Here is a 15405-nt window from a genome sequence, read left to right as displayed (position 1 = left end):
TTCCTGACAAGAAAGGTCCCATCCACCGACCGAAGTGAGGAGACATGAACACCACCCCGATCGCTCGCCGTGTCCGCCGGATCGCACTCGCACTGGGCTTCGCGCTGTCGGCCGCCGCAGGCGTTGCCGCCCCCGTATCGCTGAACATCGTCGACGTCGCAGGCAACCTGCAGCTCACGCAGAAGGCCATCGAGGCGTTCAAGGAGAAGAATCCGAATCTCGTCGCGAACGTCACGTTCACGAACGCACCCGCCCCGCAGTTGCCGGGCAAGATCAAGGCGATGCAGGCGGCGGGGCGCTCCGACATCGACCTCGTGCTGACGGGCACCGACGCGCTGGCCGCCGGCATCGAGCAGAACCTGTGGCAGAAGCTCCTGCCCGACAACGCGGCCGCCTTCCCCGGCGTACTCGACAAGTACGCGCCCGGCCCGCGAAAGATGCAGGATCTCGCGCAGGGCTTCGGTCTCGAAGTCACCTACATGCCGGCCGGCCCGCTGCTCGAATACAACCCCGCGAAGGTGAGCGCCCCGCCGAAGACCCCCGATCAACTGCTCGCCTGGTGCAAGGCGCACCCGAACAAGCTGATCTATGCGCGCCCGGCGAACTCGGGCCCCGGCCGCACGTTCCTGATGGGGCTGCCGTACGTGCTCGGCGACAAGAATCCGCAGGACCCGATCAACGGCTGGGACAAGACCTGGGCGTTCCTGAAACAGTTGAACGACTGCGTGCCGTACTACCCGGGCGGCACGTCGGCGGTGATGAAGGAGCTCGGCGAAGGCACGCGCGACATGACCGTGACCGTCACCGGCTGGGACCTCAACCCGCGCGCGCTCGGCATCGTGCCGGCCGAATTCAGAATCCAGGCGTTCGACAACATGACGTGGGTCAACGATGCGCACTACATGGTGATCCCGAAGGGCGTGCCGAAGGAAAAGCTCGACGTGCTGTTCAAGCTGATGAATTTCCTGCTCGAACCGGCGCAGCAGGCGATGACCTACGACGACGGGTACTTCTATCCGGGGCCGGCGGTGAAGGGCGTGACGCTCGAGATGGCGCCCGCGCACAGCCAGGAAGTCGTTCGCAAGTTCGGTCGCCCCGAATACGCGAAGCTGCTCGCCGATCGACCGCACGTGCAGCCGCTCAGCGCGCAGGCAATGGTCGCCGCGTTCCAGAAGTGGGATCGCGAGATCGGTTCGCAGAAATCCAAGTGACGGCTGAACCGGCGGGCGCCGCGGCGCCCGCGTCGATGGAGTTCGTGGAATGAAGCACGGTTTCGAACGGTTGCGGCTCGACGGCGTGTGCCGCAGTTTCACCAATGCGCAAGGCGCACAGGTCGCCGCGTTGAACGGGCTCGACCTCGAGATCCGGCGCGGCGAGTTCATCGCGCTGCTCGGCCCGTCGGGCTGCGGCAAATCGACCGCGCTGAACTGCATCGCCGGGTTGCAGCCGCTCACGCGCGGCGGCATCTGGCTCGACGACACGCGCATCGACGTGCTGCCGCCCGAGCGTCGCGGCTTCGGGATGGTGTTCCAGAACTACGCGCTGTTTCCGCACATGTCGGTGCTCGACAACGTCGGCTTCGGCCTCAAGATGCGCGGCGTGCCGAAGCAGGAAACGCGGCGGCGCGCGCAGCAGGCCCTCGAGCTCGTGCAGCTCGTCGGCCACGAAGGCAAGCTGCCCGGGCAATTGTCGGGCGGGCAGCAGCAGCGCGTCGCGATCGCGCGCGCGATCGTGATCGAGCCGCCGCTCGTGCTGATGGACGAGCCGCTGTCGAACCTCGACACGAAACTGCGCATCGAGATGCGCGCGGAGATTCGCCGCATCCACACGCAGCTCGAACGCGCGACGATCTACGTGACGCACGACCAGGACGAGGCGCTGTCGATGGCCGACCGCATCGTCGTGATGAAGGAGGGCGTCGTGCAGCAGGTCGCGTCGCCGAAGGACGTGTACACGCGCCCGCACAACCTGCATGTCGCGCGCTTCATGGGCTATCGCAACGTGCTGCCGTTTACGCTCGAAGGAATGGCAGGCGATCGCGTGAGCGTCGCGTCGGGCGGCGTGCGCCTCGCGGGCGTGCCGATGGCCGGCTTCGACGCGAAGGACGTCGTGGTCGCGCTGCGCCCCGACGACGTCGAGCGCGCGGAAGAAGGCGCCGACAACGCGTTCGACGCGACCGTCGAGACCGTCGAGTACGGCGGGCGCGACTCGCTGATTCGCGCGCTCACGCCGTTCGGCGCGATCTGGGCGCGTGTGGCCGGGGAGTTCGCGGAAGGTGAACCGCTGCGGCTGCGCGTGGCGCCGGCACGGACGCTGGTCTATCCGGGAGGCGTGCAATGAACGGGCTGCGCCAAGCGGCATGCACGGCGGCGTCTCGCGCGGAGGCCGCATGAGCACGCTCGCGACCGGCGGCGCGCCGCGCGACGCGAAAGCCTGGCTCGTCACGCCGGCGCTCGCGTTCATCGCCGCGCTGTTCATCTATCCGTTCGCGTACGGTCTCGTGCTGTCGTTCCAGCCGATGAACGGCGGCGGCGCGCTCGCGAACTACGTGCAGTTCTTCACCGACACCGCGATGTGGCCGACCGTGCTCGTCACGCTGAAGCTCGCGGTGCCCGCGACGCTGCTCAACGTCGGCATCGCGGTGCCCGTCGCATTCGCGCTGCGTCGCAACTCGCCATACCAGAAGTTCGTCACGACGCTGCTCGTGATTCCCGTCACGCTCGGCACGGTGCTCGTCGCCGACGGGATGCTCACGTATTTCGGGCCGAACGGCTGGTTTCCGCAGGCGCTGCAGGGGCTGCACCTGTACACGGACGAAGTGCGCCTCACGCACAACTACTGGGGCGTGTTGCTGTCGCTGATCGTGTCGGGCTTTCCATTCGCGTTCCTGCTGATGCTGTCGTACATCAGCGGCATCGACCCGACCCTCGCGCACGCGGCCGCGACGCTCGGCGCGAACCCGTGGCAGCAGTTCCGGCAGATCTACCTGCCGCTGCTCGTGCCGGGGCTCACGATGGCCGCGTGCCTGTCGTTCGTGCAGGCGTTCTCGGTATTTCCGTCGGCCGTGCTGCTCGGCGCGCCGGCCGGGCCGACGCGCGTGATCTCGATCGCGGCGGCCGAAGCCGCGTTCGAGAGCTACGACTATTCGCTCGCGTCGGCGATCGCGATCGTGATGGGCTTCGTGCAGCTGCTGGTGGTCGCGTCGATGCTCGGCGCGCGCCGCTTCTTCTATACGGGCGCGGTGACGGGAGGCAAGGGCTGATGGCGACCGACGATCATGCCGCTCGCACGTGGCCGCCGAAGCACGATGCACCCGACGCGCGGCCCGTCGACACGGGAAAACCGCACAGGATGAGAAGCAACCTCGCCGGCCGCGCATGGAAGGCGCTCGTGTGGGCGCTGATGGCGTTCTTCCTGCTGAACGTGATGCTGCTGATCGCGACCGTCGCGGTGAATTCGGTCGCGACGCGCTGGTTCGGCACGCCGTTGCCGCAGGGCTTCACGCTGCACTGGTATGCGAAGGCGTGGGAAGACTTCCAACTCGCGAGCGTGCTGTGGGTGACCGTCGAGGTGGTCGGCGCGGTCGTGCTGCTGTCGATCGCGCTCGGCGTGCCGGCCGCATATGCGCTCGCACGCTTGCAGTTCCGCGGCAAGCGCTTCGCGCTGCTGGTGTTCCTGCTGCCGCTGATGGTGCCGCCCGTCACCTACGGGATCCCGATGGCGACCGTGATGTACAAGATCGGGCTCGCGGGCACGCTGCCGGGCGTGATCCTCGCGAACCTCGTGCCGGCGCTGCCGTTCGTGATCCTCGTGATGACACCGTTCATCGAGCAGATCGATCCGAACCTCGAAGCCGCCGCGCGCATCTTCGGCGCGAACACGTGGCGCTATTTCCGTTACGTGCTGCTGCCGCTGCTGGTGCCGGGCATGCTCGCGGCCGGGCTGCTCGTGCTGGTGCGCACGATCGGGATGTTCGAGCTGACGTTCTTCACCGCGGGCCCGAGCACGCAGACGCTCGTCGTCGCGCTGTATTACGCGGTGTTCTCGACCGGCGTGCGCGCGCCGCAGTCGATCGACGCGATGGCGATGATCTACATGGTCATCACGCTCGTGTGGGTCGTGATCGCGCTGCAGTTCGTCAGTCCGACCCAGCTCGTGAGCCGCGTGAAGCAGGAGCGGCAGTAGGCGAGGGCATCGTACAGTCGCGCGGGGCTGCCGACAGCGTGCAATTGGTTACAAATGGATACCGCGCACGACACGCGGACGTTGCAGACTACGCGGCGTTCCCCCGATCGACGGATATCCATGAAGGTTCAAACGCTGCTGACACTCGCCGGCGCCTCGACGCTGCTGGCCGCCTGCAACCTGCTTCACGACGGTCCCGGATCGAGCGACGTCGACGCCGCCGTGCGCCGCGCGCTCGAAGCGGAAAACCACGGCGGCCTGAACGCGCTGTTCGGTCAGCCGCTGCCCGTATCGGCCGACGTCGTGTCGGCGAAACCCGACGGCGACTGCAAGAAGCTCGGCGATCGCACGTATTCGTGCGACGTCGTGGTCACGTGGCGCAACGCCGATTACTCGCCGTCGCGCGCGAACCTGACCTTCGTGAAGGCAGCAGACGGCTCGTGGCAGACGTCGGGTGTCGACGCGGCGATCGTGACGGGCACCGCGAAGTCGCTGATCGACCATATCGGCAAGGCGTGGCCGGGCAATGCGGCGAGCGGCGCGTCGGCGCCGCAGTGATGCGCGGGCGGCAAGCCTTCGTTCTCTTCCCCGAATAGGCGGCGCGGGCCTTGCCGGCCGTAGCGCCGCGCTTGCCCCGGTAAAAGGGCGCGAGTGTCGTGCCCATCTCGTTCGAACGCATCCTCGGTATGCAGAAAGGGTTATAGGGAAAACCCTTATCTCAAGGTATAATTTCGGCCATGAGAGAAAGGTCATACCATGCCTGAACGCTTCCAAACCCTTGAAAAATTTGTGTTTTCCGTCGTCGTGATGTCTGCCGTCGTGTGCTCGGCCTTCCTCGCGTACGAGCGTCACCCCGAGATCAAGATCGCGCTGCACGAAGGCGAAGCGCTGATGCGCGAAAGCGCCAAGTACTCGGTCATCTGCTCGCCGTCCAAGGTCGATCCCTGCGTCGAGATGTCCGCTTACTGAGCCTGAGCCGCTTGCCGGGCTTGCCTGCATCACCGCCGATCCGAATGCGTTGAAGCAGCGGCCATCCGGTATTCGGAAACCGGCCGCAAGACAGGGAGCATGTACGAATCTGTTACGTGCCGAGTCGCTGGCGTAAGCAGCCCCACATCCGGTCGGCCCCGCTTCGAGCAATCGAGCGGGGCCGTTCTGTTTGTGCATGTCACGCGACATTCCGCAGCCCGCCGCCAACGAAAGCGGCGACGTTGCGCGTCGCGCAACGCGAGTCGTCCACGAATGGGCGGGGCCGGCAGCGCCGCTGGCTCGCGCGCTGCCGGCAGCCGAGCCGTTCGCGGCGCTAGAACGCGAAACGCGCGCGGCAATCGCGCGGATGCAGCACGTGCCGGACCGAGTGCGTGCGCCGCGGATTTGCAATGTCCTGTATCTGCGCCGACCGTCGATACAGTGCGATACAACGCCCGCGCGCGGGTTCGCTATAAAGCAGGCATGACCGTTTCGGAGCCCATCATGTCTGCCACCTGGTTCAAAGGGTCCTGCCATTGCGGGGCCGTCAAATTCGAAGTCAGCGCGGCCATCACGCCGGCCGTCCGCTGCAACTGCAGCCTGTGCCGCCGGCGCGGCGCGCTGATGAGCCCGATGTTCGCCGCCGCCAACCTGACGATCGTCGAAGGCGAGGGCGTGCTGACGTGCTATCGCTTCAACTCGCACACCGCGCGCCACTATTTCTGCAGCCGGTGCGGCGTCTATCCGTTCCACCAGACCCGCAAGGACCCGGCATGCTGGCGCGTCAATCTCGGCTGCCTCGACGGCGTCGATCCGACTACGCTCGACGCGACGGTCGCCGACGGCGCGAGCCTTTCGGTCGTGGAGGACGCATGAAACGCTGGCTGATGATCCTGCTGTTTGCCGCGGGCGGGCTCGCGACCGAAATCGCGCATCCGGTGCAGTGCACGTTGCTGTCGGTCAGCCGTCAGCAAACCGGCAAGCGCCGCAAGCCGGGCTGAGCGAACGCGGCGGGCGTCGGCCTATCGACACCGATTATCATGCTTCCGATAAGATCGTATGCGATATATAATGCGATCGTCTGCGACCGTTTGCGTCGCTGGAGGAAGTCCATGAAACCGACCGAAACCCCGTCGTCCGCCGCGCCGAAGCTGTCCGAGTTCCTGTGCTTTGCGATCTACTCGGCGAACCTCGCGTTCGGCAAGGCATACAAGCCGATTCTCGACGAGCTCGGCCTCACGTATACGCAGTACATCACGATCATTGCGCTGTGGGAGCAGGACAACCAGACCGTCGGCCAGCTCGGCGAGAAGCTGTTCCTCGAATCCAACACGCTGACGCCGATCCTGAAGAAGCTCGAGGCGATGGGCTATCTGGAGCGGCATCGCGATCCGTCCGATGAGCGCCAGGTGCTCGTCAGCCTGACCAAAAGCGGTCGCCGCGTGCGCGAGAAGGGGCTCGACATGAACCTGGTCGAAGCTACCGGGCTGAAGCCGGACGAGTTCGCCAAGGTGCAGAAGGCGATCGTCACGCTGCGCGGCAACCTGATCCGATCGACCGAAGCATAAAAACATCCGGATACGGCAAGCGGCCGACGCGAGAATCGCGCCGGCCGCGTTGTCACGTGCGCGCGTCGCCCACCACCAGCAGGTGCATCTCGCGACGGACGACGAAACCGAGTGCGAGATAGCGCGCGATCGCCACCTGATTCGTCGTGAGGACGTGCAGGAAAGGCGTTTCCGCACGCGCACCGATCGTCGCGATCAACGACCGGATCAGCCGCGTCGCCAGCCCTTGCCGCCGAAACGCGGCATCCACGCAGACGGCGCTGATCTCGGTATATCCGTCGACCTGCATTCGCTGGCCCGCCATCGCGGCCAGCCGGCCTTCACGGCGCACGCCGACGTAGTGGCCCAGTTCGAACGTGCGCGGACCGAATGGGCCCGGCTGCGCGGCGGCGGTCAGCGCGAGCATGTCCGGCACGTCGGCTTCGCCGAGCGGGACAGATTCCGCGTCGTGCGTCGGATCGAACGTCCGTTGCCAGGTCATTTGAAGCAACGTCGCGCGCCGGATCACCGACAAGCCTGCCGGCGGCTCGATCTCGTCCGGCGTGACGAGCGCCGCCGGTCCGTGTGCGGCGATCAGTTCGCACAGCGCGCCGAACGACGCCGGGCTCGTGTCGTCGATCGCGGCAAACGGCGCGATGGCCACCGGGAACCGCAGCGCGCGACCCTCGCCGAGCGCGAAACGGCGTTGCCTGCCCGTGAGCGCATTCCAGACGACCCGGTCGAGCACGTGCGCATCGCCTGTCGCGTTTCCGGTCATGGCGTCCGGCATCGGCGGCTCCTCGGTGGAAGATGGGGTGCCGCACAGAATAATCCCGGATCAGGCGAACAGGTAGCGCTGACGATGCAGTCCGGACGATGCAAACAATAACACGCATGCGATTACATCGTATGCGCGTTATATGGTGGACTTCGGCGGCCGAATTCGCCGTACCGCGCTCAATGGCCGAAATAGATCGAGCGCTCGGCTGTACGCACCGTGTTTCGGCTGCCGGACTGCGTGGCGCCGCCGGCGTCGCTGCCGTAACCGGCCGCCTGCGTATCGGCCGCGACGGCGCCGCCATCGCGAATCCGGTTCAGCGCGGCCTGGATATTGTCCGGGTAGTTCGGATCGTTTGGGCGATTCGGCTGGTAGCCGGCTTGCTGCAACGCGGCCAGTTCTGCACGCACCTGCGCACGCGTGACAGTGCTTTCGCCGGCAAAAACCGGTGCGGCGACAGAAGCCGACACGGCAACGAGAAGGGCGGCAATCAGTTGGGTCTTCATCATTCACCTCGACAGGGATTCAGGAATTCAGGGGTTGCGCATCGCACGCCGGCCATCGGCGCCGTTCGCGCGTTCGTTCAATGACCGAAGTAGATCGAGCGTTCGGCGAGTCGCGTCGCCGGCCGGCTACCCGACTGCGTCGCGGCGGCGGCATCGTTGCCGTAACCGGATGCCGCAGCATCGGCCGCCACCGCGTTGCTGGCATGAATGCGCGTCAACGCGGCCTGCAGGTCGTCCGGATAGTGCGGATCGTTCGCGCGGCCGGGCCGATAACCGGCCTGTGCCAGTTGGACGAGTTCGGCGCGGACTTGCGCGCGGGACACGACGGCTTCGTCGGCAAACGCCGGTGCGGCGGCAGAAGCGGAAACAACCACGAGAAGGGCAGCGATCAATCGGGTTTTCATCGTTCACCTCGACAAAATGGAATCAGGGATAAAGGGAATCAGGGTTCACGTACCGCGTGTGTGCTCAGTGACCGAAGTACACCGAGCGCTCGGCCACGCTTGCGACGTGCCGGCGACCGGATTGCGTCGCGGTGTCGCCGTCGCTGCCGTAGCCGGACGCTGCGGCGTTGGCCGCGACGGCATCGTCGGCGTGGATCTGCGTCAGCGCGGCCTGCAGATCGTTCGGGTAGGTGGCGTCGGTCGCGCGGTTCAGCGGATAGCCGACGCGTTGAAGCTGCGCGAGTTCGGCGCGCACCTGCGCACGCGTCACGGTAGCTTCATTGGCAAACGCCGGAGCGGCAACGGCAGCCGAAACAGCGACGAACAGGGCAGCGATCAGTTGGACTTTCATGTTTCACCTCGATGGAAAAGGAATCGGGAATTCGGGAGGGCGGCGCTCGGCCGCCCGATGCAACGTTCAGGCGATCCGGATGTCGACGTCGATGTTGCCGCGCGTCGCTTTCGAATACGGGCAGGTCTGGTGGGCGGCGTCGACGATGCGTTGCGCGACGTCGCGCTCGAGCCCCGGCACGCTCACGTTCAGCCGGGCCTGCAGGAAGTACGCGTTGCCCGCCGTGCCGAGATCCACTTCGGCGTCGACCGCGAGATCGGCCGGCAGCGTCACCTTCGCGGCGCGCGCCGCAAGCTGCATCGCGCCGATGAAGCAGGCCGACCAGCCGGCTGCGAACAGTTGCTCCGGGTTGGTGCCGGTGCCGGCGCTGCCCGGCGACGACAACTGAATGTCGAGGCGGCCATCGGAACTGCGCGCGGCGCCGTCGCGGCCGCCGGAAGTCGTATGCGTCTTGCCCGTGTACAGCACTTTGTCGATCTTGCTCATCGTTTGCTCCGTCGGTTGGTTTGTCTCAGATGCGATTCGATCGCATGCGAAGCAGTTTCCGCCTGACGGCCGGCCACGTCAAGCGCATTCGATTAAATCGCATGCGATATTTTGTATTTCAATGTATCTGGATCGTGTAGCGCCTTGCTGGACAAGGCTTTCGGGCGGTCCAGCGATGATGGCCGGACATCGACGAACGGCGAACGATTCCGGAAAGGCCGCGGGAAAGCGGAGCAGTCGTCCGCTCAACGTTTCCCTAAAGCGAACAGGCGCCTCGTCATTATTTCGCTTTCTACAGCGCACCGTCTCTCCCAGCTTTGCAGGCCCCGATCGCGAGCGACCCGCCGACGGCCTGCGCTTGCACGGACAACGAGCGCATTCGAAACGGAGACGTTACGTGTCGCGCGACGACACCGCGCCGGGTGGTTCGACGAGTACGGATTCGCGGCGCGCGGCGCGTCGATTCTTCTGTCGCGGAACACGCAGTTGGATCACGCAACACTACCATCTGGATAACTTTTCTTATCACAATAGGACGATAAAGAATCCGAACTCGCCGTTCCAAAAACGCGCGTGATACCGAACGCGCGCTCGATTCGAAGGGCAGGGAAGCGAAAGCGCCGTCACTCCGGCACCTTCATCCGCGCAAACAGCAACGTCAATACTTCCGCCGTCGCGCGCGCGACATCATGTGCGGCCGTATCGACCAGCGCATGCGCGCATTCGCGATACAGCGGGTCGCGCATCCGGTACAGCGCGGCGAGCGTCTGCTGCGGCTCGCCCGACTGCAGCAGCGGCCGCCGCCGCGTGTCGTCGCGTGTCCGCCGCCACAGCACATCGGGATCCGCATGCAGATAGATCACACTGCCGCGTTCGCTCAGGCGTGCGCGGGTGCGCGGATTCAGGACCGAGCCGCCGCCGGTCGCGACGACCACGTTCGCGCGTTGCGTCAGCTCGTCGACGATCTGCGTTTCGAGCAGCCGAAAGCCGCCTTCGCCGACCACATCGAACAGCGCGGGGACCGAGCGCCCCGTGCGCCGTTCGATCTCGTCGTCGCTGTCGGCGAACGCCCAGCCGAGCGAAGCCGCGAGCGCGCGGCCAAGCGTCGACTTGCCTGCACCCATCATGCCGACCAGGAACGCGCGCCCGCCAGCCGGCGCGACCACGCCGCTCATAACCGTCGCGCGAGCGGCCAGCGCGCCCGCGTCGCCAGACAGATCCGTCGCGCGCGCACCGCATCCGACAGCGTGTCGAGCGCCGCGTCGGTCGACGCGTCATCGGCGTCGAGCAGCGCGCCGAGCACCGGCGCGTCGGGATCGCCGGCCACGAGGTGCTCGGCCGCGTCCGCCGCGATGGTCCGCGGCGTGCGGTCAGGCTCCGCGTCGCGCCCCGGCCGTCGCCACCTGCCGTGCAGATCGCGCCACCGCACGACCAGCCCGTAGAGCAGCGCACCGCCGGGCACGGCCGTGTCGTCGGGGGCCGCCGCCGAACCGTCGGGCGTCGTACACCGTGTGACCCAGCTCGCGAATTCGAGCAGCGACGCGTCGTGGGCCACCGTCGCCGCGTCGAGCGCCACGGCCACGCCGGCGTCCCGCAGCCGGCCGAGCAGCGGCCGCACGCCGTCGTGCACACCGCCGCACGGCTGCAGCAGCACCTCCAGCTCGTCCTCATGGCGGCATGCGAGCGCGCGGTGCCGCTCGAGCGTCGCCGGCTCGAGCAATGCCTGCGCCGCATGCCGGACGATCACGATCGCGCGATCGTCCCGCCGCTCGACGATCGCGCCAATCCGGCGCCGGGCGCGCGCCACCGCGCAGCTCACGTGTCGCTCCCGAGCAGGCGCGCCCCCATTACAGCGACCCCTGGAATTCGAGCACGCGCGTCTTGAATTCGTCGGGCACGGCCAGCGTCGTGTTGTTCGCGTAATCGAACATCACGTGCGTCGACACGCCGCGCGCGACGATGGTCTGGTCGTCGCGCTCCATCAGGTGTTCGAGATCGAAGCTCTTGCTGCCGAAGCGCACGATGCTCGAGCGAACGGTCAGGTTGTCGCCGAACTGTGCCGGCGCGAGGTATTCGCACTGTGTCTTCACCATGATGTGCGGCAGTTTCTCGCTGCGCGGCAGGCCGAGCAGGTCGAACATGTAGCAGAGATACGAATGCTGCAGATAGTCGTAATAGACGGGACTGCTCACATGCCCCATCGAATCCGTATCGCGATACTTGACGTGAATGGGGGTTTCGTAATGTCGCTTCGACATGATGACTCTCCGCAATGACTGGGTTGATTTATATTTTCGAGCCCGAATGGCCTGTCGGGCATCCGAAAATTAATCGAACGACTATCGGGCCGCCACTATCAGAACGAATAGCGAAGCTTGGTAAAAATGCCGTCCGTGCGTGCATTGCCGCGCAACAATCGCATCCGCGTTTTCAAATGAAAACCGAATGCACGCTCCATTCCACGCCCCGCTAACAGCAAATTGCCGGCCCCCCCGATTATCGAATCCGACGCTTATTCTTCACATTCATAAGATTATGAATTAGATACTGATAAATATGTTAGTTGCGCGTCGAAAGCACCATTCAATACAGTCGCGCTGTAGTAAAAAGTCTCGTTAATTATCGACAGGAGGGCAGTCCCCATGGATGCAAACGCCTGGACGACAAACCGCGACGCCGTGCTGCGCTTGCCGTCCCCTGCGGATCTGGCCGACGCACTGCCGCCGGCGTGGCGCGCGTCGCGCACCGTTCATACGACCCGCCGCGCGATCGTCGACGTGCTCGACGGCACGGACGACCGGCTCGTGGTGATCGCCGGCCCGTGCTCGATACACGATCCCGACGCCGCGCGCGACTACGCGGCGCGGCTCGCGCTGCAACGCGCGCGCTTTGCGGACGAACTGGAAATCGTGATGCGCGTGTACTTCGAGAAACCGCGCACGACGGTCGGCTGGAAGGGGTTGATCAACGATCCGCTGCTGGACGGTAGCGACCGGATCGACGTCGGACTGCACACGGCCCGTGCGTTGCTGTGCGACATCAACGGCACGGAAATGCCGGCTGCGACCGAGTTGCTCGATCCGCTGTCGCCGCGCTACCTGGCCGATCTGGTCGCGTGGGGCGCGATCGGCGCGCGCACCGTGGAGTCGCAGGTGCATCGCGAGCTGGCGTCGTCGCTGCCGATCCCGATCGGCTTCAAGAACGGTACCGACGGCAATGTCCAGATCGCCGTCGATGCGATGCGCGCGGCGGCGCACGCGCACCGCTTCCTGTCGATCGATGCGGGCGGCCGGCTATGCGCGGCCGCTTCGTCCGGCAATCCGCATACGCACGTCGTGCTGCGCGGCGGCCGCGAGCCGAATTTCGACGCGGCCGCCGTGAATGCCGCGTGCGAGCGCATGACGGCCGCGCACTTCGCACCGCGCGTGATGATCGACGTCAGTCACGGCAACAGCCGCCGCCAGTACCGGAATCAGCTCGCAGTCGGCGCGGAAGTCGCCGCGCAGGTGGCGGCCGGCGATACGCGCATCGTCGGCGTGCTGATCGAGTCGAACCTGATCGAAGAGCGCCAGGATCTCGTGCCCGGCGTACCGCTGCGCTATGGGCAGAGCATCACGGACGCGTGCCTGTCGTTCGCCGATACCGCTCGGCTGTTCGAGACGCTCGCGCACGCCGTCCGTACGCGGCGACGCGGCCACGCGCTGCCGATCGGCGTCGAGTTCGCTCACGAGCCGCTGCTCGCCTGCTGCGCGTGAGCGGCCCGGCGCGACGTGCTCAGATGGCGGCTTCGTCATGGATCCGCGTCGCATCGCCGGCCCACGCGTCGCGATAGCGGGCCAGCCAGTGTTCGGCCTGGGTCGGCGCGCCGGCGACGATCTCGTCGAGCGGCGCGAGATACATCGATTCATCGCGGCCGGCCGCATCCATGCGCGCCCGCGCGCGCAGGCCGCGCTGCGCGATCGCGAGCGCATCGGCCGCGATCGCGCGCAACGACCGGCCGTCGACCGGCGTATCGAGCCCGGTACGCGGCACGTCGCGACGCAGCGTGAGCAACGTGCCGCGGTCGATCGCGGCAGCCAGCGTCCCGGCGTCCGACAGCGCGGCCGGATCGTACAGCAGGCCGGTCCAGAACGCGGACAGCGCGACCATCATGTCGGGCGAGCCGGCATCGGCGCCGCGCATCTCGAGATAGCGCTTCAGCCGTACCTCGGTGAACACCGTCGTCAGATGGTCCGCGAAATCGCCCAGCGTCGGCGTCTCGCCTTCGAGATGCGGAATGCTCCGCCGCATGAAATCGCGGAACGTGTGCCCGGTCGCATCCGCATAACGATCGCCGCGCCGCACGAAATACATCGGCACGTTGTCGAGCAGCCAGCTCACGTAGCGCTCGAAGCCGAAGCTGCGCGACAGGAACAGCGCCGGCACGCCGCAGCGATCCTCGTCGGTATCGAGCCACGTGTGTGCGCGCGTCGACAGCAGGCCCGACGGGCGGCCGTCGCGGAACGGCGAATTCGCGAACAGCGCGGTCGCGACCGGCTGCAACGCGAGCGCGACGCGCATCTTGCGCGCCATGTCGCTTTCCGATGCGAAATCGAGGTTGACCTGCACGGTGCAGGTGCGCTGCATCATGTCGAGCCCGCGCGTGCCGACACGCGGCATGTAGCGCCGCATGATCGCGTAGCGCTGCTTCGGCATCCACGGCAGCGCGTCGCGCGACAGGTGAGGGTGAAAGCCGAGCGGCACGCAGCGCAGGCCGAGCGGATCGCATGCCGCACGGGCCGCGGCGAGGTGCGCATGCAGTTCGGCATGCGTGTCGTGCAGCGTATCGAGCGGCGCACCCGACAGTTCGAGCTGGCCGGCCGGCTCGAGCGAGATCGCGGCGCCGTCGCGCTGAATCACGCCGACGGTCTGCCCGGCATCGACGATCGGCGCCCCGTCGCCGCGCAGCCGCGCCAGCACCGCGGCGATGCCGGACGGCCCTTCATAGCGCGCAGCCGCGTGCGTCGCGCGGGAAACGACGAACTTCTCGTGCTCGGTACCGATCCGGAACTGCGCGGCCGGCTTGCAGCCGGCGGCCAGATGATCGGCGAGCTGCTGCTCGGAGACGATCGGCGTGTTGTCCGATCCGACGGCATTCGACATCGACATCCTCCACAGGTCACATTGGGCGACCGACCGGCCGGTCGCACGGCGACTATAGCGACGTCGATGCGCGCGCAGTACTGGCAGGGGTGATAGGGGCCGTGCGATGCCGTGCGGCATTACGGCTGCTTGCGCTTCGCGAAGTAATGGGCAGGCGAATCGCCGAATGCGCGACGGAACATCGCGATGAAATTGCTCGGCGTCGCATAGCCGAGCGCGTCCGCGATGTTGGCGACGCTGTCGCCGTTCGCCAGACGTTCGAGCGCATGCGTGAGCCGTGCCTGTTGCCGCCACTGCGCGAAGCTCGTGCCGGTTTCCGCGACGAACAGCCGGCTCAGCGTGCGGGCGGACAGTCCGGCCCATTCGGCCCATGCGTCGAGCGTGCGGCCATCGTGCGGCTGCCCGAGGATCGCGTTGGCGATCCGCAGCAACCGCCGGTCGTGCGGCATCGGCAAGTGCAGCGGTTCGTGCGGCGCGCGGCGCATCTCGTCGAGCAGCACGACGCTCATGCGCGCCTGCTCGATGTCGAGCCGATCCTGAGCGGCCCACGACACCGCGCGCCGCACGAGTGCGCGCATCAGTTCGGTGATCGCGATCACGCACGGCTGATCGGGCATCCGGCGGCTCGCGGCCGGTGCGATCACGACGCTCCAGCCGCTCAACGCACCGCTGATGCTGACCTTGTGCTGCTCTCCCGGCGGAATCCAGCCCGCGCGATGCGGCGGCAGCAGCCACGAACCGTGCGGCGTGCGCACGTGCGCGAATCCGCTTTCGACGCAGAACACCTGGCCGCGCAGATGGCTGTGCCAGTCGACCTCTCGCGTGCCGAGCTGGTAGGCGTTGCTGCCGTCGTCCTCGCCCCAGACGGCGATCAGTGACGGGCCGTCCGCGCGTTCGCTCGGATCGGCGTTGGCGCGCTGCACTGCGCGGGCGGGAGAAGCGTCTCGGATGGGCATGGCCGGAATTCATTATTTTTTGTCTAAACAACATTATCAGC

20 protein-coding genes and 1 pseudogene are annotated in these 15405 nt (G+C 66.6%); 11 read left to right on the top strand and 10 right to left on the bottom strand.

What is annotated here, in order from left to right; genetic code table 11:
* Positions 1-44 precede the first annotated feature (44 nt).
* The 10 genes and pseudogenes from WS61_RS01360 to WS61_RS01325 all read left to right on the top strand — a co-directional run bounded on the left by WS61_RS01360 (position 45) and on the right by WS61_RS01325 (position 6722).
* The gene (locus WS61_RS01360) at positions 45-1211 is read left to right on the top strand and encodes an ABC transporter substrate-binding protein (RefSeq protein WP_059498910.1); all 1167 of its coding nucleotides are present in this window, start codon (positions 45-47) and stop codon (positions 1209-1211) included.
* 49 nt (positions 1212-1260) lie between these two features.
* Positions 1261-2340: an ABC transporter ATP-binding protein gene (locus WS61_RS01355; protein WP_059498909.1), complete on the top strand. Its 1080-nt coding sequence runs from the start codon at positions 1261-1263 to the stop codon at positions 2338-2340.
* Positions 2341-2389: 49 nt separating this feature from the next.
* Positions 2390-3262 (top strand): ABC transporter permease, encoded by an 873-nt coding sequence (locus tag WS61_RS01350; protein ID WP_059499087.1) that lies wholly within the window; start codon positions 2390-2392, stop codon positions 3260-3262.
* Positions 3262-4185, top strand: a complete 924-nt coding sequence (locus tag WS61_RS01345; protein ID WP_059498908.1) for an ABC transporter permease — start codon at positions 3262-3264, stop codon at positions 4183-4185. Before WS61_RS01350 ends, WS61_RS01345 begins: the two co-directional genes overlap by 1 nt.
* A 120-nt stretch (positions 4186-4305) precedes the next feature.
* Positions 4306-4743, top strand: a complete 438-nt coding sequence (locus tag WS61_RS01340) for a hypothetical protein (protein WP_059498907.1) — start codon at positions 4306-4308, stop codon at positions 4741-4743.
* A gap of 198 nt (positions 4744-4941) precedes the next feature.
* Positions 4942-5154: a hypothetical protein gene (locus WS61_RS01335; protein ID WP_059498906.1), complete on the top strand. Its 213-nt coding sequence runs from the start codon at positions 4942-4944 to the stop codon at positions 5152-5154.
* A 274-nt stretch (positions 5155-5428) separates the two neighbouring features.
* Positions 5429-5539, top strand: a pseudogene (locus tag WS61_RS35485) (nitronate monooxygenase); the annotation flags it as partial.
* 119 nt (positions 5540-5658) lie between these two features.
* Positions 5659-6030, top strand: a complete 372-nt coding sequence (locus tag WS61_RS01330) for a GFA family protein (RefSeq protein ID WP_059499086.1) — start codon at positions 5659-5661, stop codon at positions 6028-6030.
* Positions 6027-6155: a hypothetical protein gene (locus WS61_RS35480; RefSeq protein ID WP_256122098.1), complete on the top strand. Its 129-nt coding sequence runs from the start codon at positions 6027-6029 to the stop codon at positions 6153-6155. Before WS61_RS01330 ends, WS61_RS35480 begins: the two co-directional genes overlap by 4 nt.
* A gap of 111 nt (positions 6156-6266) precedes the next feature.
* Complete coding sequence (locus tag WS61_RS01325; RefSeq protein ID WP_012328506.1) at positions 6267-6722, top strand: MarR family winged helix-turn-helix transcriptional regulator; 456 nt, start codon at positions 6267-6269, stop codon at positions 6720-6722.
* Between the two features lie 52 nt (positions 6723-6774).
* Here the strand turns inward: WS61_RS01325 and WS61_RS01320 are convergent, their stop codons facing one another.
* The 8 genes from WS61_RS01320 to WS61_RS01285 all read right to left on the bottom strand — a co-directional run bounded on the left by WS61_RS01320 (position 6775) and on the right by WS61_RS01285 (position 11524).
* Positions 6775-7491 (bottom strand): GNAT family N-acetyltransferase, encoded by a 717-nt coding sequence (locus tag WS61_RS01320; protein WP_059498905.1) that lies wholly within the window; start codon positions 7489-7491, stop codon positions 6775-6777.
* Positions 7492-7658: 167 nt separating this feature from the next.
* A complete protein-coding gene (locus tag WS61_RS01315; protein ID WP_059498904.1) occupies positions 7659-7988 on the bottom strand; it encodes a DUF4148 domain-containing protein in 330 nt (109 codons plus the stop codon).
* 74 nt (positions 7989-8062) lie between these two features.
* Positions 8063-8389, bottom strand: coding sequence for a DUF4148 domain-containing protein (locus tag WS61_RS01310; RefSeq protein WP_059498903.1), 327 nt, complete (start codon positions 8387-8389; stop codon positions 8063-8065).
* 64 nt (positions 8390-8453) lie between these two features.
* Positions 8454-8780 (bottom strand): DUF4148 domain-containing protein, encoded by a 327-nt coding sequence (locus tag WS61_RS01305; protein WP_034207338.1) that lies wholly within the window; start codon positions 8778-8780, stop codon positions 8454-8456.
* A gap of 66 nt (positions 8781-8846) precedes the next feature.
* Positions 8847-9266, bottom strand: a complete 420-nt coding sequence (locus tag WS61_RS01300) for an organic hydroperoxide resistance protein (RefSeq protein WP_034201940.1) — start codon at positions 9264-9266, stop codon at positions 8847-8849.
* Between the two features lie 623 nt (positions 9267-9889).
* Complete coding sequence (locus WS61_RS01295) at positions 9890-10441, bottom strand: shikimate kinase (protein ID WP_095211552.1); 552 nt, start codon at positions 10439-10441, stop codon at positions 9890-9892.
* Positions 10438-11085, bottom strand: a complete 648-nt coding sequence (locus WS61_RS01290) for a hypothetical protein (RefSeq protein WP_059498902.1) — start codon at positions 11083-11085, stop codon at positions 10438-10440. Before WS61_RS01290 ends, WS61_RS01295 begins: the two co-directional genes overlap by 4 nt.
* A 28-nt stretch (positions 11086-11113) precedes the next feature.
* On the bottom strand, positions 11114-11524 hold the full coding sequence (locus WS61_RS01285; protein WP_034207340.1) for a thioesterase family protein: 411 nt from the start codon (positions 11522-11524) through the stop codon (positions 11114-11116).
* A 384-nt stretch (positions 11525-11908) separates the two neighbouring features.
* Between WS61_RS01285 and WS61_RS01280 the strand changes: the two genes are divergently transcribed.
* Positions 11909-13021: a 3-deoxy-7-phosphoheptulonate synthase gene (locus WS61_RS01280; protein ID WP_095211551.1), complete on the top strand. Its 1113-nt coding sequence runs from the start codon at positions 11909-11911 to the stop codon at positions 13019-13021.
* A gap of 19 nt (positions 13022-13040) precedes the next feature.
* Here WS61_RS01280 and WS61_RS01275 read toward each other — a convergent pair whose 3' ends face one another.
* Positions 13041-14408, bottom strand: a complete 1368-nt coding sequence (locus WS61_RS01275; RefSeq protein ID WP_059499085.1) for a glutamate--cysteine ligase — start codon at positions 14406-14408, stop codon at positions 13041-13043.
* Between the two features lie 119 nt (positions 14409-14527).
* Entirely contained in the window at positions 14528-15364 is an 837-nt protein-coding gene (locus WS61_RS01270; protein WP_059498901.1) for a helix-turn-helix domain-containing protein, read from the bottom strand.
* Positions 15365-15405 lie beyond the last annotated feature (41 nt).

The organism is Burkholderia sp. ABCPW 11 (genome assembly GCF_001523445.1).
Lineage (GTDB): Bacteria > Pseudomonadota > Gammaproteobacteria > Burkholderiales > Burkholderiaceae > Burkholderia.
Note: the sequence above shows the minus strand (reverse complement) of the source record. Positions and strands in the feature narration are given on the sequence as shown.